We start from the raw sequence: 21075 nt of genomic DNA, 5'->3' as shown, positions 1-21075 counted from the left end.
TAGCCTGCGAGATGTTCACCGTCGGCTCGGAGCATTGAGGTTCACATGGCACACGCGGATGACACCGCAGATCCACGGCCCAGCCAGACAGCTCGCAGCCACGCACGCGGGGTCGTCTCGGACCGCTGGGTGGTCAGCACCGATGGCGTGCGCCTGGCCACGTACTCCTATGGCGACCCGGCCCGGCCCACCGTGCTGTGCGTGCATGGCTTTCCCGATGATCACCGCATGTGGGAACCAGTGATCGACCGCCTTGCCGAGAACTACCACGTTGTGGCGTTCGACATGCGCGGGGCAGGCAAGTCGGACCGCCCCAGCTCGATCGGCGACTATACGATCGCCCACCTCGCCGACGATATCGCCTCGGTCGCCCGGACCCTCGCGGTCAACGGCCGGGTTCACCTGCTCGCGCACAACTGGGGCGGCGCGGGAGCCTGGGACCTGGCCCTGCATCCAGTCGATGGCATCGAGCTGCTGTCGCTCACCACGATCGGATCCGCCTCGCCTGACTATTACTCGGCGTGGGTGCGGGATCAGCTGCGGCTCGACTGGCAGCACCTTCGTGACCTGGTGCGGTTGTGGCCGACGAATACCTACATGACGATGCTGCAGCTGCCCGTGCTGACCCCTGCCTTGTTCCGCATCGGCCTCGGCGATGCCGCGATCAGGATGGTCAAGTGGAAGTTCGAGACGGGCGAGCGCCCGCGCGGCTACGGCTCCGGGCTCGCGGCCCGCAACCGGGACGGCCTGCGGATCTACACGGCCAACATCTACAGCCAGTTGTTCGGCCGCAAGCCCGACCGTGTCACCGGCGAGCCCCGCAAGCCTGTTCCGTCGCTGGTGATCGTTCCCGAGAATGACAAGCTATTTCCCCCGGTGGCGCAGTCCGGCGCGGCCGAGTGGGCCCTGGATTGCCGGATCCGCTTCGTCGACGGTGGCCACTGGCTGCCGCTCTACCAGCCTGACCTGGTGGCCAGCATGACGTCCCGCTTCGTGGAGGAGATCGAGGACCGGTATCGCGGGGAACCCGGGGATCAGGCACCGTGAGCATCCCGAACCTGCTCGATCTCGGCGCCCACGCGGCATCCCTCGGACTGCCTGGGCGTGCCGGGCTCGTGTTCCGCTCGGCCCAGCTGGGGGGTCATCATGGCGATGCGCTCGCTGAGCTCGGCGTCCGCACCGTGGTGGACCTGCGCACCGCGAGCGAACGAGCGTCGATGCCCACCTCGGTGCCCGATGGCATCGAGGTCACTGTGGCCGATGTCTTCGCGAACATGCAGCGCTCGACCGCGGCCCGCTTCGCGCAGGCCTTGCATGATCCCGATCATGCCGCGGACTTCCTCGCCAGCGGCAAGGCGGAGAAAGAGGTGGCGTCCGCGTACCAGCTGTTCATCACCGACGAGGGCGCGCGCGAGGCCTTCCGAGAGACCCTGCTGGCCGTGGCGCGGTCGAGCGGCCCCGTGCTTTTCCACTGCACCGCGGGCAAGGATCGCACCGGATGGGCCGCGACCCTGCTGCTCGCGATCGCTGGGCTGGACCGGGATCAGTTGCTCGAGCACTATCTCTCGGTCATCCCCGCCACTGATGCGCTGTTCGCGCCCATCTACGATGCCGCGAGCCGCCACGGCATCGCCCGCGAATGGCTGTATCCCGTGCTCAGGGTGCAGCCCTCGTTCCTCGGGACCGCGTGGGCCACGCTTGACGAGTCGTACGGGGATCTGGCGACGTACTTCTCGCGCGGCCTGGGCCTCGATCCTGGGGAAATCGAGGTGATCCGGGGCAAGCTGCTCGAGCCGCGCTAGCCAGCGCGGAAGTGTGACACGCTAAAGGTGACCAACAGAGGAATGTGATTCCCGAGGAGGAACCGTGTCAGCTGACAGATCCCCGGCTGGTACCGGCTCGCCGGGCACCAGCTCATCGCCGTCCGGGGGCAGCGTTGGCGCCGCCTGGGCGTCGCTGCTCAAACCAGTCTTCGTACCAGCGTCCATAATCATCATCGGCCTCGTGGCGTTCGCTGCCATCTTCGGCAGCACCGCGAGCGATGCCTTCGACACCCTCAACACTTGGATCTCCGACGGCGTGGGCTGGTGGTACATCCTCGTCGCCACCGGATTCGTCGTGTTCTCCCTGTATTGCGCTTTGTCCCGGATTGGCGAGATCCGGCTCGGCCGCGATGACGAGGAGCCCGAGTTCGGCCTGCTCTCCTGGTTCGCGATGCTGTTCAGCGCGGGCATGGGCATCGGGTTGCTGTTCTACAGCGTCGCCGAGCCGCTCATGCACTACGTCGACCCGCCCGAGGCAGGGCGCATCGCCGGCTCGACCGATGCCGCCGCGAACCAAGCCTTGCAGATCACCATGTTCCACTGGGGACTGCACGCCTGGTCGATCTATGTCGTGGTCGGCCTCGGCTTGGCCTACATGACGTTCCGCAAGGGTCGGCCGCTGTCGGTCCGTTGGCTGCTCGAGCCGATGCTGGGACGCAAGCGGGTCGAGGGCTTCCTCGGTCACACCATCGATGCGGTGGCGATCGTCGGCACGCTTTTCGGTGTCGCGACGTCGCTGGGCTTCGGCGTGCAGCAGATCATGGCCGGGCTCGAGTTCCTCGGCTGGATCGAGGCATCCAACTGGTGGGTCGTCGGCCTGATCACCCTGATCACCCTGATCGCCACGATCTCTGTGGTCACTGGCGTCCACAAGGGCCTCAAGTGGCTGTCGAACATCAACATGACGCTCGCGGCGCTGCTCGCGCTGTTCGTGCTGCTGGCCGGTCCGACGTTGTTCCTCATGCAATCGTGGGTGCAGAACATCGGCGGCTACTTCCAGGCGCTGCCCGAGCTGATGCTGCGCACCGCGCCATTCGCCGACGACGGCTGGGCCGCGGGCTGGACCATCTTCTACTGGGGCTGGTGGATCAGCTGGGCGCCCTTCGTGGGCATGTTCGTCGCGCGCATCTCGCGCGGGCGCACTATTCGCGAATTCATCGCCGGCGTTCTGATCGCCCCGACACTCATCAGCTCGCTGTGGTTCACGATCTTCGGTGATTCCGCGATCCTGCGGCAGCGCGAGGTCGGTGACCTGGCGGATGGAACCGAAGTGGTGGTGGATACCGCGCTGTTCGCGTATCTCGGGACGTTGCCACTGGGCATGATCACGAGCATTCTCGCGATCGCGGTGGTCGTGTTCTTCTTTGTCACCTCGTCGGACTCCGGCTCCCTGGTGATCGATATCCTCTCCAACGGTGGAGATGTGGAGACCAGCAGGATCACGCGCGTGTACTGGGCGTTCCTCGAGGGAATCGCGGCAGCGGTGCTGCTGATCATCGGTGGCAGCGGCTCCCTCGTTGCCCTGCAGACGGCGTCGATCGCCACGGCCGTGCCATTCTCGATCGTGCTGGTGCTCGCGTGCTTCTCGCTGCTCAAGGCGTTCCACTACGACGTGGCCCGCACGCCGCGCTATGTGCGGGTGGTCCCCGTCGGCGAGCCGACCAGCGAGGGCGAGGCCGATATCGTGCTGCCCCAGCCCGTGGCAGCGCCCGCGCCCAAGCATGAGCACCGCAGCCGATGGCGCGGCGCGCGGGGCATCTCCTCGACCTTCGCTGGCCTCGATTCCTGGAAGCCCACCGATAAGACACCCGAGCACCCGGGGCTGCTGGTGTCGGTGCATTCGGTATCGAGCAGCGACATCGTCATGGATCCCAAGACCGGCAACCTCGGGATCTCCGTGGACGCGACGGACGAGGATCCGCTCGGCGGCGAGGTTTTCGATACTCCCGAGTTCGAGGCCTCCCACGAGGGCTCGAAGCTCACGAGGAATGACGGCAACAGCGAGGAGAGCGGCGCCACTGGCGAACGCTGAATGCTGGATTTTCCGATTGGGTGGCGTGGCGTTAGCCACGTCACCCTTTCTCGTCGTTGGGGTGCTTTCCGGTAGTCCGTGCCGGTATCGTTACATTCCTCACCGAATCCTAAGAAAAAGACGCCGGGCTCACGCATGCCCGATTCACGGACAGCCCGATTCACGGACGGAGGCAGTGTGACCGATCACACTCCTAGCTCTTCTACCACGTACGCGCCCCCGCTCATGGCAACACCAAAGCCGGACACCTCGGTCATGGGTGCCCTGCGCTCGCCGCAGCGCCTTAAGACGGAGGTCCTCGCGGGCCTCGTCGTCGCGCTCGCCCTGATCCCCGAGGCCATCGCCTTCTCCATCATCCTTGGCGTGGATCCCCAGGTCGGCTTGTTCGCCTCGTTCACCATGGCCGTGGTGATCGCGTTCACCGGTGGCCGCCCCGCCATGATCACGGCGGCGACGGGCGCGATCGCGCTGGTGCTCGCCCCGGTAGTGCGTGACTATGGGCTTGACTACCTGCTAGCCACAGTGATCCTCGGCGGCCTCATCCAGATCGCGCTCAGCCTGTTCGGCGTGGCCCGGCTCATGCGGTTCATCCCCCGCAGCGTCATGATCGGCTTCGTCAACGCGCTCGCGATCCTCATCTTCATGTCGCAGATCCCCCACCTCGTTGGTGTTCCCGCGCTGGTGTACCCCATGGTGATCGTCGGCCTTCTCATCATGTTCCTGCTGCCACGGATCACCATGGCCGTGCCCGCGCCGCTGGTCGCGATCGTCATCCTCACCGCCGTCGCCGTGTTCTTCGCCTGGAACGTGCCTGATGTGGGCGACGAGGGCGAGCTGCCGTCGACGATCCCGCTGTTCTTCATCCCCGACGTGCCATTCACCTTCGAGACGTTGCAGATCATCGCCCCGTACGCGCTCGCCATGGCGCTCGTCGGCCTTATCGAGTCGCTGCTGACCGCGAAGATCGTCGATGACATCACCGATACGCACTCGAACAAGACCCGCGAGGGCTGGGGCCAGGGCAGCGCGAACTTCGTCACCGGCTTCTTCGGCGGCATGGGCGGCTGCGCCATGATCGGCCAGACCATCATCAACGTGAAGGTCTCCGGCGCCCGCACTCGTATCTCCACGCTCTTGGCAGGCGTCTTCCTGCTAGCGCTGGTTCTTGGTCTCGGCGACCTCGTCGGCATCATCCCGATGGCCGCGCTGGTCGCCGTGATGATCATGGTCTCCTACAGCACGATGGACTGGCACTCGATCGCCCCGGCCACGCTGTGGCGCATGCCTCTGGCGGAGACCTTGGTCATGCTCGTGACGGTCGTGGTCACGGTCCTCTCGCACAACCTGGCATACGGCGTGATCGCGGGCATCCTCACCGCGATGGTGATGTTCGCCCGTCGCGTGGCGCACTTCGTCACCGTCGAGACGGTCACCGAGACCGACACCACCAAGGACGGCCACATCGATACCCGCGTCTACCGCGTCTCGGGCGAGCTGTTCTTCGCCTCGAGCAATGACCTGGTGTATCAGTTCGACTATTCCGGCGATCCGGAGAATGTCGTGATCGACCTGAGCGACTCGCATATCTGGGACGCCTCCACCGTGGCCGCGCTCGATGCGATTACCAACAAGTACCACCAGCGTGGCAAGAAGGTGCAGATCATCGGTCTCAACGAGGCCTCTCAGCAGCGCCATGACAAGCTCAGCGGGCAGCTCGGAGCCGGGCACTAGCTCCGCCAGCATCGCGACAGAAGCACGGCCGAGGGATCATTCCTTCGGCCGTGCTTGTTGCTTGGCGCGGGTGTAGCAGCATCATGCGGTTGTGCCTTTAGCCGTCCCTCCGCCAGCGTCGGGCTGCCGCCCATGAGAGCAGGCCACCACTGATGATTCCAGCACCCATCAGCTCCTGGAACGCGATCGACCAGCCACTGGACTCAAACCTCGATGCGCCATATGCCGACGCAAGAACAACGAGAAAAGCAACCATGACACCGATTGCGTCAGAACCTCCGGAAACCCGACCAAGCGACTCAGATATACCAAACGTCAAACCACCAGGAAGTTCGTAGGTGCTCATACATCTCCGCTGACATCTCCGGAGCAGCGTTGGACTCCGGCGTGAGGCCTCGCGACTCAGCTTGACCGAGGGAAGCCTCTGAATAATCCGAGGATTCCCGACCTGCCGCCGGGCGTTAAACCCTCATTCGGCGCAGCACTAGGCGACGCCGATTGCGCCAATGCAGCAGAATCGAGCCCTAGAAGTGAAACTAAGATTGCGACGACTGCGCATTAACCCAGCGTTTCCTTTTTGCCCGCGCTGCTCGAATCCCGATCAGCAACCCATGGCCAGGACCTTTGCAATCATGAGCAACGCGGTCGCGGAGGACGTCGGCCAGACCATCACTCCCATGACCCACACCACTGTCGCGACGCGTGACGCCTGGACTCACGCCGACCCGAACATTCTTGAGTGATTCCAGTAACGATCGCCGCGTGGTACAACGATTCACCTATGCATATGTGACACACTGCGGGTCACTGCCACAGCAAAGAGCGAGGCGACCACACATGAAAGCGATCTACTTCGACCACTACGGCGGACCCGAGGTACTCCGCTACGGGGACCTCCCCGACCCACGGCCGCGCGCCCACGAGGTGCTTGTCGACGTCCACGCGGCAGCAGTGAATCCCCGCGACTGGCTGCTTCGCGAGGGCCGCTACTTCGCGCGCCATCTCGTCCGGGGCCGCCCCATCATTCCCGGCAGCGACATCTCCGGAGTCGTTCACTCCACCGGGGACGACGTCACCCGCTTCAAGCCCGGGGATGCCGTCGTTGGCATGCAATCCGCCCTCGGCAACATGGGCGGCTACGCCGAGCGCATCGCCATCCACGAGGACCACCTCGCCTCCAAGCCCTCCTCGGTCAGCCACATCGGTGCCGCCGCAATCCCCACTGCCGGGCTCACCGCCTGGCAGTCGCTCCACGACATCGGCAGCCTGGGCAAGGGCAAGGGCGATCGCGTCGCCATCATCGGGGCCACCGGAGGAGTCGGGCACTACGCCATCCAGCTCGCCCGCGAGGCCCGCGCCCACGTCACCGCGATCTGTGGCCCCACGAACACCGAGTTCGCCCAGGACCTCGGCGCGCACCGCGTCATCGACTACCGCAGCAAGGACTTCCGGTCCACCGTCACCGACTGCGCGATCGTCCTCGACGCCTTCGGTCACGAGAGCCTCGCCGCCTGCTCCCCCATGCTCGCGCCTGGCGGCACGTACGTCACCACCGTCCCCACCCTCCGCAACACCGCGGACTGGGCGCGCACCTCGCTGGCGCGGCACGCCAGGAAGGAAGCAGCACGTCGCAGCGCCACCGTCCTGGTCAAGCCCCGAAGCGATCAGCTCGCCGCCATCCTCGACCTCATGGAGGACGGTTCCATCCGCTCCTCCATCGAGTACCTCTACCCCCTCGCCGATGCCGCCGAGGCGCACAAGCGGTCCCGCGGCCTGCACACCCGCGGCAAGATCGTCCTGCAGGTGCGCTAGCCAGCGGTCGGCCTTCTTGTCAGTGCCCCGGGGCATGATGGTGGAGTGACGGCGGTCGATCGGTTCTCTGTGGCGACGCGGGAGTGGTTCGCGTCCTCCTTCGGCGCGCCCACCGCCGCGCAGGATGGCGCCTGGGATGCCATCAGCGCGGGTGATCACACGCTCGTCGTGGCACCAACTGGGTCGGGCAAGACCCTGGCGGCATTCCTGTGGTCGCTGGACCGGCTTGCGTCCACCCCGGCCGATGCGCCAGGCGTGCGGGTGCTCTACATCTCGCCCTTGAAGGCGCTGGCCGTGGATGTGGAGCGCAACCTGCGCGCGCCCCTCGCCGGGATCGCCCACACTGCCCGCCACCTGGGCGTGCCGGTCCCCGAGGTGCGGTCCGGGGTGCGCACCGGCGATACGCCGCAGCGCGAGCGCGCCGCCATGCTGCGCCACCCCCCGGACATCCTGATCACCACTCCCGAGTCGCTTTTCCTGATGCTGACCTCGCAGGCGCGGGAGATCCTGCGCACCGTCGATACCGTCATCATCGATGAGATCCATTCCATCGCGGGCTCCAAGCGCGGAGCGCACCTCGCGCTGTCGCTCGAACGCCTCGACTCGCTGCGCTGCGGGGACGCCCGGGCAGTCGCGGCCCAGCGCATCGGGCTATCGGCCACCGTGCGCCCGCATGACGAGGTAGCCCGTTACCTCGCCGGGGCACGCCCCGTCACCGTGGTCGCGCCGCCCACTCCCAAGCGGTTCGACCTCACCGTCGCTGTGCCCGTCGAGGACATGGCAAACATTCCAGCCGCCCCCGGGGATACCGACACCGACGCGCGCAACCTGTCCGCGAGCTCGCTGTGGCCGCACGTCGAGGAACAGATCACTGACCTCGTTCTCGACCATCGCTCCACGATCGTCTTCGCCAACTCCCGGCGCCTCGCCGAGCGCCTCACCGCGCGGCTCAACGAGATCTACAGCGAGCGCAACGGCTACGACCTGCCCGAATCCCCACCACGCTCCCCTGCCGAGTACATCGCGCAAGGCGGAGCCGCTATCGAGGCGCCCCTGGTCCTGGCCCGCTCGCACCACGGGTCAGTCAGCAAGGAGCAGCGGGGGATCATCGAGGACGACCTGAAATCGGGCCGCCTGCGCTGCGTCGTCGCCACCAGCAGCCTCGAGCTCGGCATCGACATGGGCGCGGTGGACCTCGTGCTGCAGGTCGAGGCGCCCCCGTCGGTGGCGAGCGGGCTCCAGCGCGTCGGCCGGGCCGGGCACCAGGTGGGCGAGATCTCGCGCGGGGTGCTGTTCCCCAAGCATCGGGCTGACCTGCTGCATTGCGCGATCACCGTCGAGCGGATGCGCTCGGGCAAGATCGAGGCCCTGCGCGTGCCATCCAACCCGCTCGATGTGCTCGCCCAGCAGACCGTGGCGGCCTGCGCCCTCGACGAGCTGCACGTCGAGGAGTGGTATGCCACCGTGCGCCGGGCCGGGCCCTACACCGCGCTGCCCCGCAGCCTGTTCGACGCCACCCTCGACCTGCTCGCCGGAAAGTACCCCTCCGACCAGTTCGCCGAGCTGCGCCCCCGCATCGTCTGGGACCGCGACGCCGGCACCCTCACAGGGCGTCCCGGCGCCCAGCGGCTCGCCGTCACCTCCGGCGGCACCATTCCCGACCGGGGCAGCTTCGCCGTGATGATGGTCGGCGAGAAGAACACCCGCGTCGGCGAGCTCGACGAGGAAATGGTGTACGAGTCACGCGTCGGCGACGTGTTCGCGCTCGGTGCCACGAGCTGGCGCATCGAGGACATCACCCACGATCGTGTCCTCGTCAGCCCAGCCCCTGGCCAGTTCGGCCGCCTGCCCTTCTGGATCGGCGACAGCATCGGGCGGCCCGCCGAGCTCGGCGAGGCCCTCGGCGCGTTCCTCCACGAGATCGCCGAGGACCCGCAACAGGCCCGCGAGCGCCTGCACGCCGCAGGCCTCGACACCAACGCCACCAGCAACGCGATCGCCTTCATCACCGAGCAGCTCGACGCCACCGGCATCGTGCCCTCGGGCACCACGCTGCTCCTCGAGCGATTCCGCGACGAGCTCGGCGACTGGCGGCTCATCCTCCACAGCCCCTACGGCCTGCCCGTCCACGCGCCCTGGGCGCTCGCCATCAATGCCCGCATCCTGGAGCTGCACGGCATCGACGGCGCCACCGTCACCACCGACGACGCCATCATCGTCCGGCTCCCCGACACCGGCAACGAGCCACCCGGCGCTGACCTCTTCCTCCTCGACCCCACCGGCATCGAGGACATCGTCACCCGCGAGACCACCACCTCCGCGCTGTTCGCCGCCCGGTTCCGCGAATGCGCCGCCCGCGCGCTGCTGCTGCCCCGCCGCGACCCCGGCAAGCGCTCCCCGCTGTGGATGCAGCGGCAACGCTCCGCCCAGCTCCTCGACATCGCGCGCGAGCACCCCGATTTCCCCATCGTGCTCGAGGCGCTCCGCGAATGCCTCCAGGACGTCTACGACCTTCCCGGGCTCGTGCGCATCCTCACCAGCATCGAGCGCCGACGCATCCGCCTTGTCGAGGCCGACACCACCACGCCCTCGCCGTTCGCCGTCTCCGCCCTGTTCGGCTACACCGGGGCCTTCATCTACGAGGGCGATGCTCCGCTCGCCGAGCGCAAGGCCGCCGCGCTCTCCCTCGACACCCCCCTCCTCGCCGAGCTGCTCGGTCGGCTCGAGATGCGCGACCTCCTCGATCCCGGCATCATCGCCGAGCACGAGAACGGCCTGCAACGGCTCGCCCGCAAGGCCGACAGCGCCGAGCAGCTCGCTGACCTCATTCGATCCCTCGGGCCCCTCACCACACCCGAGGTCATCGCGCGGTGCAGCGCCGACCCCACCGGCTGGCTCGGCGAGCTCGCCGACGCGCGGCGCATCATCGACGTCGCGTTCTCCGGAGAGCGCTGGTGGATCGTCATCGAGGACGCCGGCCGCATCCGCGACGCGTTCGGAGCGCCGCTGCCCCAGGGCATCCCCGCCACATTCCTCGAGCCCGCCCCCACCGCGCTCGAGGACCTTGTTGCCCGCTACGCCCGCACGCACGGGCCCTTCACCGCCAGCGACATCACCGCCCGGTACCGCGTGCCCGCGAGCATCGTCACCACCGTGCTGCGCGCCCTCGCCGCCCAGAAGCGCGTCACCGAAGGTGAGTTCCGGCCCACGAGCAGCGACGATGCGCTCCAGCACGAGCACCGGGGCACCACCGAGTGGTGCGACCTCGGCGTCCTCACCGTGCTGCGGCGCCGCTCCCTCGCCCTCGTCCGCGACGCCATCCAGCCCGTCAGCACGCAAGCCCTCGCTCGCTTCCTGCCCGCCTGGCACCACATCGGCCGCCGCTCCCTGCGCGGACCCGACGGCGTGCTCAACGCCATCGAGCAGCTCGCGGGCCTGCCCCTGCCCGCCTCCGCCCTCGAGACCCACGTCCTGCCCAGCCGCGTCCGCGACTACAACCCCGCCCACCTCGACGAGCTCACCAGCGCCGGCGAGATCCTCTGGTCCGGCGCAGGGACGATCTCGGCCCGCGACGGCTGGATCGCCCTGCACCTCGCCGATACCGCGCACCTCACCCTGCCCCCGCCCGGCGAGCCCGAGCTCAGTGGCATCGCCCAGCAGTTGCACGCCATCCTCGTCCGCGGCGGCGGCTACTTCTTCCGCCAGCTCGCCGAGCAACTCACCACCCCCGCGCCCGGCGGCTCATTCCCCACTGGCTCAGCTCTTGCCGGGGACGAGGCGCTCATCGCCGCCCTCTGGGAGCTGGTCTGGGCAGGCCAGGCCACCAACGACACCCTCGCGCCCGTCCGGGCACTGCTCGCTAGCGGCCGTGGCGGAAGCGCCCACCGCGCCCCCGCCACGGCCCGCGCCCGCACCCACCGCGCGGGACGAGCACCCCGGCTGCCACGCGGCTCGCTCAGCAGGGCCTCGCTCACCACCCGCAGCAGCCCACCCACTGTTGCCGGACGCTGGTCGCTGGTCCCCGAAGCCGAGACCGACCACACGCTGCGCAGCCACGGCCTCGCCGAGCAACTGCTCGAGCGCTACGGCATCGTCACCCGCCCCGTCCTCGGCGCCGAGCGCGCCCCCGCCGGAACACCCGGGTTCGGCGACCTCTACAAGGTGCTCGCCAGCCTCGAGGACCGAGGCCTGTGCCGGCGCGGATACTTCGTTGACGGCCTCGGCGCCACCCAGTTCGCCACCACAGCAGTCGTCGACGAGCTGCGCTCCCACGAGCACCGCGACGAGCCCGATGCCACTGCTCCCGAGCGCACCGCCGTCACCCTCGCCGCCATCGACCCCGCAAACGCGTACGGCGCCGCCCTGCCGTGGCCTGATCCCCCCGTGCCCGGGCATCGCGCGGGACGCAAGGCCGGAGCACTCGTCGTTTTATTAGAGGGTGACCTCACCCTCTACCTCGAGCGCGGCGGCAAGACCATGCTGGCGTTCACCGACGACACCGCCGACCTCGATGCGGCCGCGCGCGCCCTCGCTGCGTCCGCCCCCGCCACCCTGCACATCGAGACCATCAACGGCGAGCCCGCCACCACAGCGGCGAGCAGCAACGATCCGGCCATCGCCAGGGCCGGGCAGGCCCTCTCCGAGAACGGGTTCGCCGCCGTGCCGCGCGGCTACCGGCTGAGGCGCTGACGATGCCCGAGGGCGACACCGTCTATCGCGCCGCGACCCTGCTGAGGGACACCCTCGAGGGCCACACACTCGTGCGCAGCCAGTTCCGCGTGCCCCAGTACGCCAACCTCGACCTCTCCGGCCTCACCGTCGACCGCATCTGGCCGCACGGCAAGCACTTGTTCATGGCCGTCGGGCCGCACGCCGTCCACACCCACCTGAAGATGGAAGGCGAATGGCGGATCTACCCGAGCGGGCAGCGCTGGACCAAGCCTGGCTGGCAGGCCCGCCTCGTGCTTGCCACCACCACCCACGAGGCAGTCGGCTTCCAGCTCGGCCATGTCCGCGTCACCGCCCTCGCCGATGCCGCCGCCGCGACCGCGCACCTCGGCCCCGACCTCCTCCGGCCAGACTGGGACCCCCGCGAGGCAGTGCGCCGCATCAGCGCGCAACCCGACCGGCCCATCGGTGTCGCCCTGCTCGACCAGCAGAACCTCGCCGGGATCGGCAACATCTACCGCAGCGAGCTGTGCTTCCTCCGCGGCATCGACCCCGCCACCCCGGTCGGCGAGGCCACCGATCTCCCGGCGCTCGTGGATCTCGCCCGCAGGCTCCTGCACGCCAATAAGGATCGCGCCAACCGCTGCACCACCGGCAACCTGCGCCCCGGCCAGCAGCTGTGGGTGTACGGGCGGGATCGCAAGCCCTGCCGGCGCTGCCGCACCCCCATCGAGCAGCGCATCCTCGGGCCCACTGGATACCTCCCGCCGCGGCGCCCCACCGTCGACGAGCGGCTGGTGTTCCGCTGCCCGCACTGCCAGCGCTAGTGCCCTTGCTCGCGGATGTGCCGGGGCGAGCATCGCGCCCGCTGCGGCCTGCAGCTCGGTCGCCTAGGGGCCTGCAGCACTTGCCATGGTCGGTCCCGCTGGCAGTGGAACTTTTTCCCGCCTCAGTCGGGAAAAGTTTCCACTCGGGGTGGGCAGCCATCCTGCCGCGAGCACGCTCCGGGCTGTGTGCCGCGCGGCTTTGCCCCGCGCGCACGGACGAGGAGCCACGCCGCCGCGTTCGGAAGTGCCCCCGCGCCTACGAGTTCCGCCGCAAACTGGCAAAGATTCGGTGCGCGGTAGCAAGAGACACAGTGTGATCCGTGATGCATTCGTGTTGGGCCCAACCCCCCGTGTCATGGCACGATAGACACGTGACCACGACCGATACATCCCGCAGCTCGCGCCCGATCGCACGGCCTCTGGCCCTCGTCGGGTTGCTCGCCGCGGCCATCACAGCGGTCACCCTCCTCGACGTGCCCGGGCCCTCCGAGCTCCGTGCCGCCGTCGAATCAACCGGCCTCTGGGGCATCGCGATCTTCATGGCCATCTTCATCGGCCTCGCCCTCACCCCAGTGCCGTCAAGCGCCATGGCCATCGCTGCCGGGCTTCTCTACGGCCTCACCATCGGATCCGTCGTCACCCTCGTCTCCGCCACCGTGGCTGGCACCATCGCCTATTTCGTAGGCCGATCCCTCGGCGCGGACGCCCTCGTCCACTACGGCGGCTCACCCGCATCCCGAGCAGTGCGCTTCCTCCAGCAGCGCGGCTTCTCCACCGTTCTCGCGGTGCAGGTCGTGCCCGTCACGCCGTTCTGGCTCGTCAACTACGCCGCCGGGGTCAGTAGCGTGCCCATCGCCAGCTACGTGCTCGGCACCGCGATCGGTATCCTGCCCGGCATGGTCGGATTCGTGGCGATCGGCGCGTTCGGCACCTCCGCCCTGTCCTGGCAATTCGTCACCGCCCTGGTGTTCGTTTTCGGCATCTCCGTCGCCAGCGCGGTGCTCGTGCAACGCCGCGCTGGCCTCTGAGCAACGGCCCCACGGGGCCGAGGGTGTGCTCGGGTTCGCCCGTCGCGGTGCTCGCTGCGGACGCTGGGCCGCTGCGGTGCTCGCTGCGTTGCTCGCTTCGGACGCTGGGCCGCTGCGGTGCTCGCTTCGGACGCAAACGCGATAGAAAGCGCCGAGAATGCGGCTCCATTTCTATCGCGTTTGGCCATTTCCGGTGCTTTTGCGCCGCCAGCCGCCCAGCCGCCGGCCGCCCGGCCGCCGAGGCGGTTCGGTGAGTTCTGTCCCCTTTTCCGCCCAGTCGCCGTCGGGCTGGGCGATGTGGCGTAGAGTCCGAGGGGAACTATCACATTGGAGCCGCGCATTGACGTTGCAGGTCACGCTCCGTTGAGGGGTGTCCTGCGGGGCCAGTGCGCGTGGCATGTCGAGCATTGAAGGAGCCGGTGTTGGCTGGGGACGCGTTCGCAGAGTGGAAGCGCCGTGAGGAACTCGCTGAAGCGATGATCCCGATCATCGGGCAGTTGTATCGGCAGCATGATGTGTCGATCCTGGTGCATAGCCGTTCGCTGGTGAACAAGTCAGCTGTGGGGATCCTCAAGGCGCACCGGTTCGTGCGCCAGATCGAGGAGACCGAGCTTGCTATCGAGGATTCGTACCCGATCCTCAAGACTGTTTCCGAGATGAACCTCGCACCGTCGCGGATCGACATCGGGCATCTCGCGATGGCGTTCAAGAATGATGATCGCGGCCTGTCGGCGGAGGAGTTCACCCGGGAGGCCGTGAAGGACGCGATCGCCGCCGATGGCGCCGGGCAGCCACCTGCTCGTGACGTGGTGCTGTATGGCTTCGGGCGGATTGGTCGCCTTCTCGCCCGGCTGCTGATCGAGAAGACCGGATCGGGCAATGGCCTGCGCCTGCGCGCCGTGGTGGTGCGCAAGGGCGGGGAGAATGACCTCGCCAAGCGCGCCTCGCTGCTGCGCAGGGATTCCATCCACGGGTTGTTCAACGGCACCATCCATGTGGATGAGGAGAACGAGACGATCATTGCCAATGGCAATGAGATCAAGATCATCTACAGTGGCGATCCCACGTCGATCGACTACACCGAGTACGGCATCAAGGACGCGGTGCTCATCGACAACACCGGCAAGTGGCGCGATTCGGAGGGCCTGTCGCAGCACCTGCGGCCCGGCATCTCGAAGGTCGTGCTCACCGCGCCCGGCAAGGGCGATGTGAAGAACATCGTGCATGGCGTCAACCACGAGACCCTCGGCGAGAACGACAAGATCCTGTCCTGCGCGAGCTGCACCACCAACGCGATCGTGCCGCCGCTCAAGGCGCTCAACGACAAGTTCGGTGTCGAGTACTGCCACGTCGAGACGGTGCACTCGTTCACCAACGACCAGAACCTCCTCGACAACTACCACAAGGGCAATCGGCGTGGCCGTTCCGCCCCGCTGAACATGGTGCTCACCGAGACTGGTGCCGCCTCCGCTGTCGCGAAGGCACTGCCCGAGCTCACGGGCCTGGTCACCGGTTCCTCGATCCGCGTGCCCACCCCGGATGTGTCGATGGCGATGCTGAACGTGACGCTCAAGGAGGGCACCACCCGCGATGAGCTCGTGGACCACCTGCGCAACGTGTCGCTGAGCTCCACGATGCAGCGGCAGATCGACGTCACCGCCTCCACCGAGACGGTGTCCACCGACTTCGTGGGGTCCCGCGCGGCGTGCGTCGTCGACGCGGAGGCCACCATCGTGCAGGGCAACCACGCGGTGGTGTACCTGTGGTACGACAACGAGTTCGGTTACTCCTGCCAGGTGATCCGGGTCGTCCAGCACATCACTGGCGTGCTGTACCCGAAGTACCCGCAGGCCTGACAACGCGGTAGCTGCAAGCATGGGCAAAGGGCCCCGTCCTGGATCATTGACCCGGGGCGGGGCCCTTCGCGTGGACCGGACCACACCGATCGTGAGGATCCAGCCACGCGCGAGGTGGCCAGATCTTCAGGATCGGCTGGGCCGAGGCTTCAAGCCCCGCGGTCAGGCCGAAGCGGCTTCCCAGTCGGCCCCGGCCTCGAGGCGCGCGTGCGCGATGAGCGCCTCGGCAAAGACCAGGTCGATGCGGACGAGCTGCGGGCAGATGCGCGCGAGGTCGGCCCACGCCCGGGTGATCTGCTCGTCGAACATGCCAGGCTTGAGGGCGCCGTGCGCTTCGAGCCGTGCGAGCAGGGCCATGATGAGCGAGACCATCGGCAGCATCAGCCACGGATGCGACTGGGTGTCGGCGGTGCCGAGCGCGTCGGACCGAATGGAGATCTGGTCATAGAACTGCTTGCCGGCCTTGCGGATGGCGCGGATGAACTTCTTCGACCGCACGATCAGCTCGGTGTGGGTGCCGGTGGCGACCCACTGCTCGCGCATGGCGAACGTCTCGGCGATCGCGGAGACGCGGGTGTCCACGTCCAGGACGGCACCGGGGATGATGCGGGCGACGTCGAAGATCTTGTCCACCTGCTCGGCGGGCATGTGGTGCAGCATGACGGTGGTGTGATCGAACAGCGCCTTGGCGAGCTCGGTGTCGCGGCCGGAGTCGAGGACGCGGATGAGCGCATCGCCACCGTGCTCGGCGAGCTCCTCGCGGGCTTGCACCCAGGAGTCGCTGCCGCGGCGCGCGTGGAGCAGGTCATCGAGGGTGGCGAGGCAGGTGGCCCACGGATTGGCGCCAATGGTCGCGGCCCGGGCTTCCGGGCTGGCCGGTTCGCTGGCGGCTGCCTCGTCCTCGCGCTGCCGGTTTGATGCTGTGAACCGTCCCCGGACGACCCCGGTCTCGATGGTCAGCGCTGGTTGCTCGGCGATGGGGACGGTGCTGTGGGTGAGCGCGACGAGGGCCTCGCGGGGCTGCTCGGCGAGGAGGGCACGCAGGCCGCTGCTTGCCTCGGCGTGGGCATCATCGTTGGCGGAGGCGAGCGCTTGCAGCGCGGTCCATGCCTGTGGGCCAGGCTCCATCCCGGTGGGCAGCCCCGCGTCGCCGGCGATGAAGCGGGAGAGGGCCTCGAGCGCGTGGTCGCTGGAGCGATGCCAGCCTGCCTGCTCGATGCGCGTGGCCCCGGCGGGGGGCGTCGCGGGTGGCAGGACAGGATTGTGGTGGTCCTGCACGAGGACGCGGACGCGCAGTGGTCCGGCCTCGCGGAATTCCTCGGGCAGTTCGGCGGTGTCGTCGCGGACGGGCAGCGTGGCGGGAGCGTGCCAGGGCGCGGTCTCGAGCCAGGCCTGCACGGTGATGCCGGTGACGTCGGCGAGATCATCGAGGACGAGGGTGCCGTCGACGAGGCGGAGGCCGCTGAGCAGCTCGGCCGGGCGCACGGTGGCGAGGAGCACGTCGTGGGGCGCCTCGTCCTCGGCCTGCACGACCGCGACGATTCGGGCGGAGCGGAGCCTGCCCATGCCCTCGCGGAGGGTGCGCAGCTCCACCTCGAAGGCGTCGGCATGCTCGTTGTAGCTCGGCGGCTCCTGCATGCGGGTCTTGCCGGTGCGGTCGCGCAGCTCGACCCAGGTGTTGATGTCGGTGCTCGCGGGAACGCGGTAGGCGAGGGTGTCGTCGCTGTCGAGATCGGCGGGAGTGATCACGTGCGGCACCGACGACCACAGGCCGGGCTCGCCGGGCCGCCCGAGCCGAGTCTCGGCGCGCGGCGGGCTGATGACCACAGCGATTCCGGGGCTGTCCGGGCCCGTGAGCACCGCGATGCTGTCCGCGTCATCACCAGCGACGGTGATCGTGGTGGGATCGACCTCCAGCGGTGGATCAGCCTGCAAAGTGATGGTGGCGTTGCTGAGGCCGTCCTTGGTGGGGACACGATAATCGGGCTCGGCGGTGGCGGCGAACCCCTCGGCGAGGTGGACGACCTTGCGGATGTCGGTTCCGAGCGGGCCGCGGATGACGATCTCGTAGGTGCCGAGCAGCCCCTCGGGAACGTCCTCGAACGGGTCGCAGGTCAGTTCCTCGTCCTCGAGGGTCCACGCGTAGTTGGCGACCCAGGTGACAGCTCCGAGGCGCCGGGACCCGACGAGCCACTGGGTGGCGCTGCCCACGGCGTCGGCGGGCAGCCAGGCGGCGGGACGCTCGTTGTAGAGGGGCGAGCCGTTGGCGGCGGTGACCCCGCGGATCGGTTCCGCGAGCAGCACCTCGGGCAGGTAGCCGCGCCGCACCGCGCGCGGCGTGCCGATCAGGGCGTCATCCTTGAGCAGCTGGAGCGCGGCGATGCTGGTGGTGTCCACCACGAGGAGCTTCCAGTCGTGCCAGCCGACCGGGTTGCCGCGTTGCTCGTCGGCCTCGATGGGGTCGCGCGTGGCGGCGTCGACGAGGTGGTGGCCGCGCGGGACGAGCGCGTGGACGGTGCCGAGCGGGATGGGCTGGCGGGGTGGCAGCAGCTTGCCGCCGTCGCTGAAGAGGACCAGCGGGTCCTTGGGATCCACCAGCGGGAAGACGAAGCGGCGCGGGATCGAGGAATGCTCGACGGTGACGTGGCGGGCGGGCCCGAGCACCGGGTAGTTGGCGTGCGGGGCGCTGGCGCGCGCACCGTCGCTGCTAATCAGCGGCTCGGGGGTGAGCACGTCGGTGATGTCGCCATCGGCGGAGACCTGCCAGCGATCCTCCGGGCGGGCCGGTGGCGAGGGGATGAGCAGTTGCACGCTGCCGTCGCTGGTGTCGAGGCGCAGGCGGGGCGGCTCGATGTGGCCATCGCTGTCGAACAGCCCCTCGGCGGCGGCCGCTGCGAGGTCGCAGTCGGCGAGCACGGTCGCGAGCTCGGCGAACAGGGCCTTGGGCAGCTTGCTGCTGTCCTCGATGCTGTCCTGGTGCTGCTGCCAGGTGGTGGGGTTGCCGAGCGCGATCGCGACGACGTCGATGATGCGGTCGACGAGGTCGATGGCGTACTGGCCGCCCTCGGTGACGAAGGTACGCACGGGGATGTCGACGCGCGCGAGCCTATGGGGCTTGCGCGGGTCGGTCAGCCAGTGGGTGAACGCGGCGCCGTTGGGCTCGCCGCCACGGGCGAGGTGGTCGATCATGACGTCGACGAGGCCGCGCAGGCAGGGCAGGGGGATGCCGGCCTGCATGCCGATGAGCTGGACGTAGCGGCTGCGCAGGCGGGGGAACTCGGCGAGGCCGAAGCGGCGGATCAGCTTCGGCACGGCTTGCCGGAGCTCTGTCTCTGCCTTGGCCTCGCGGGGCAGGCCGAGGTGGGTCCAGTAGCGGTCCCAGAAGTCACTGGTGCGGCTCTCGCCGCTGGCGTGCATCACGAGCAGGAGCAGGGTGAGGGCGGGGTACTTGCGGACGAGCGCGGCACCGGCGGCGAGGCTCGGCCCCGCCGTGCGCGCGGAGTACTGGGAATAGGCGGCGCTGATGGCCTCGACGGCCTCGATGCCGGGATGTGCCTCGATGACCAGGGTGGCGCGCTCCAGGACGCGGGTGGTCTCGTACTCGCGGTCGCTCAGCCAGTTCCCGATGGTTGCTGCCTCGCGGCCCGATAGCGAGCTGCCCCCCTGCGTCACGTTCCCACCCTTCTCCCGCGCCCGCCGGATCCTGGATCCGTGGCACGGGTCCTTGCATCGCTGCGGCCGCGTTGATGCTGCCGACCCACGATAGTAGTGCGATCAGGCGGCGCGCGACACCAGCCCTCCCCCGGACTGCCTAGCGTACTCGTATGTCGTCGGTCATGTCCTCGAGCTCCCGGCCCTTGGTCTCGGGGACCTGGGTGTAGACGAACGCGAAGCTGAGCAGGGCGAAGAACGCGTAGAAGCCATAGGCAAAGGTCAGGCCGATCTCGCTGAACGCCGGGAACGATGTGGAGATGGCGAAGTTCGCAAGCCATTGGGCCGCCGCCGCGACCGCCAGCGCGCCCGCGCGGATGAAGTTGGGGAAGATCTCGCCGAGCAGCACCCACACCACGGGCCCCCAGCTCACGCCGAAGAACACCACGAACGCGTTCGCCGCGATCAGCGCCGTGGTCGCCCAGCCGCCCTGCAGGTCCGCGTTGACGGTGCCGTCGGCAGCCGTGACCAAGGTCGCCTGGGAGAACGCGATCGACATCAGGCCCAGCGACAGGAACATGCCCGCGGACCCGACCAGCAGCAGGGGCCGGCGCCCGATCCGATCGACCAGCGCGATCGCGATGAGCGTGACCACGATGTTGGTGATGGAGGTGATGACGGTGATCGTGAGCGCATCGGATTCCTCGAAGCCCACCGAGCGCCACAACGTCGTCGAGTAGTAGAAGATGACGTTGATGCCGACGAACTGCTGGAACACCGACAGCAGGATGCCCACCCACACCACGGGCTTGAGCCCGAGCCGCGAGCCGCGCAGGTCGCGCAGCGAGACGCGGTGATCGGAGCGCAGCGAGTCCTCGATCGCGCGGATGCGGTCCCCCACATCGATGATGCCGGTGTAGACGCGCAGCACCTTGGTTGCCTCGTCGACCTTGCCGCGCGCCACGAGGTAGCGGGGTGACTCCGGGAGCCGCAGCGCGGCCAGGCCATACACGAGGGCGGGTATCGCCTCGGCCAGGAACATCCACCGCCAGGCCTCGAGACCGAGCCACAGCTCCTCGAGGGAGCCGCCCGCGGAGTTGGCGAGGAACGCATCGGAGAGCAGGGCAGCGAAGATGCCCGTGACGATGGCGAGCTGCTGCAGGGACGCCAGGCGGCCGCGGATGCGGGCGGGCGAGACCTCCGCGATGTAGGCGGGCGCGATGACCGAGGCGGCGCCGACGCCGAGGCCGCCGATGACGCGCCAGGCGATGAGGTCCGCGACGCCGAAGGCGAGGCCCGAGCCGAAGGAGGAGGCGAGGAACAGCCCGGCCGCGATGAGCATTACGGGCACCCGGCCGAGCCGGTTGGCGATGGGGCCGGCGAACCAGGCGCCCGCGGCGCAGCCGAGCAGCGCGGACGAGACCGCGAAGCCCTTCAGCGCCGGACCGAGCGCGAACGTCTCGGTCATCGCGTCCACGGCGCCGTTGATGACGGCGGTATCGAAGCCGAAGAGAAAGCCGCCGAGGGCCGCGGCGACGCAGATACCGATGATCCGGATGTTCATCCGGTTGAAGGTTTCCTGCCCGCCCGGAGTGCTCATCGCCAGCTCTTTTCCCTCTGCGCTTGCGGCGTGCGCGTGCTTGGTCC

At 68.5% G+C, this 21075-nt stretch carries 11 protein-coding genes; 9 read left to right on the top strand and 2 right to left on the bottom strand.

The window, feature by feature from the left end; translation table 11 throughout:
* The first annotated feature begins 45 nt into the window (after positions 1–45).
* The 9 genes from HT102_RS06555 to HT102_RS06515 all read left to right on the top strand — a co-directional run bounded on the left by HT102_RS06555 (position 46) and on the right by HT102_RS06515 (position 15777).
* Positions 46–1047 (top strand): alpha/beta fold hydrolase, encoded by a 1002-nt coding sequence (locus tag HT102_RS06555; protein ID WP_192038607.1) that lies wholly within the window; start codon positions 46–48, stop codon positions 1045–1047.
* On the top strand, positions 1044–1802 hold the full coding sequence (locus HT102_RS06550) for a tyrosine-protein phosphatase (RefSeq protein ID WP_192038606.1): 759 nt from the start codon (positions 1044–1046) through the stop codon (positions 1800–1802). The genes HT102_RS06555 and HT102_RS06550 overlap by 4 nt, the downstream gene beginning before the upstream one ends.
* Positions 1803–1956: 154 nt before the next feature.
* Positions 1957–3855: a BCCT family transporter gene (locus HT102_RS06545; protein ID WP_225443368.1), complete on the top strand. Its 1899-nt coding sequence runs from the start codon at positions 1957–1959 to the stop codon at positions 3853–3855.
* Positions 3856–4080: 225 nt separating this feature from the next.
* The gene (locus tag HT102_RS06540) at positions 4081–5586 is read left to right on the top strand and encodes a SulP family inorganic anion transporter (RefSeq protein WP_192038604.1); all 1506 of its coding nucleotides are present in this window, start codon (positions 4081–4083) and stop codon (positions 5584–5586) included.
* 837 nt (positions 5587–6423) lie between these two features.
* Positions 6424–7398, top strand: a complete 975-nt coding sequence (locus HT102_RS16140) for an NADP-dependent oxidoreductase (protein ID WP_192038603.1) — start codon at positions 6424–6426, stop codon at positions 7396–7398.
* Between the two features lie 45 nt (positions 7399–7443).
* Positions 7444–12087 (top strand): ATP-dependent helicase, encoded by a 4644-nt coding sequence (locus HT102_RS06530; protein WP_192038602.1) that lies wholly within the window; start codon positions 7444–7446, stop codon positions 12085–12087.
* 2 nt (positions 12088–12089) lie between these two features.
* Entirely contained in the window at positions 12090–12893 is an 804-nt protein-coding gene (locus HT102_RS06525; RefSeq protein WP_192038601.1) for an Fpg/Nei family DNA glycosylase, read from the top strand.
* 371 nt (positions 12894–13264) lie between these two features.
* Positions 13265–13921 (top strand): TVP38/TMEM64 family protein, encoded by a 657-nt coding sequence (locus HT102_RS06520; protein WP_192038600.1) that lies wholly within the window; start codon positions 13265–13267, stop codon positions 13919–13921.
* A gap of 422 nt (positions 13922–14343) precedes the next feature.
* Positions 14344–15777, top strand: a complete 1434-nt coding sequence (locus HT102_RS06515; RefSeq protein WP_192038599.1) for a glyceraldehyde-3-phosphate dehydrogenase — start codon at positions 14344–14346, stop codon at positions 15775–15777.
* A gap of 162 nt (positions 15778–15939) precedes the next feature.
* Here HT102_RS06515 and HT102_RS06510 read toward each other — a convergent pair whose 3' ends face one another.
* Positions 15940–19449, bottom strand: a complete 3510-nt coding sequence (locus HT102_RS06510) for a hypothetical protein (protein ID WP_192038598.1) — start codon at positions 19447–19449, stop codon at positions 15940–15942.
* A gap of 139 nt (positions 19450–19588) precedes the next feature.
* A complete protein-coding gene (locus tag HT102_RS06505) occupies positions 19589–21028 on the bottom strand; it encodes a sugar porter family MFS transporter (protein ID WP_192038597.1) in 1440 nt (479 codons plus the stop codon).
* Positions 21029–21075: the final 47 nt, after the last annotated feature.

Origin of the sequence: Lolliginicoccus lacisalsi, assembly GCF_014841105.1 — a bacterium.
Classification (GTDB): domain Bacteria; phylum Actinomycetota; class Actinomycetes; order Mycobacteriales; family Mycobacteriaceae; genus Lolliginicoccus; species Lolliginicoccus lacisalsi.
The sequence above is the reverse complement of the archived record's forward strand: the minus strand, read 5'-3'. Positions and strand labels throughout refer to the sequence as shown.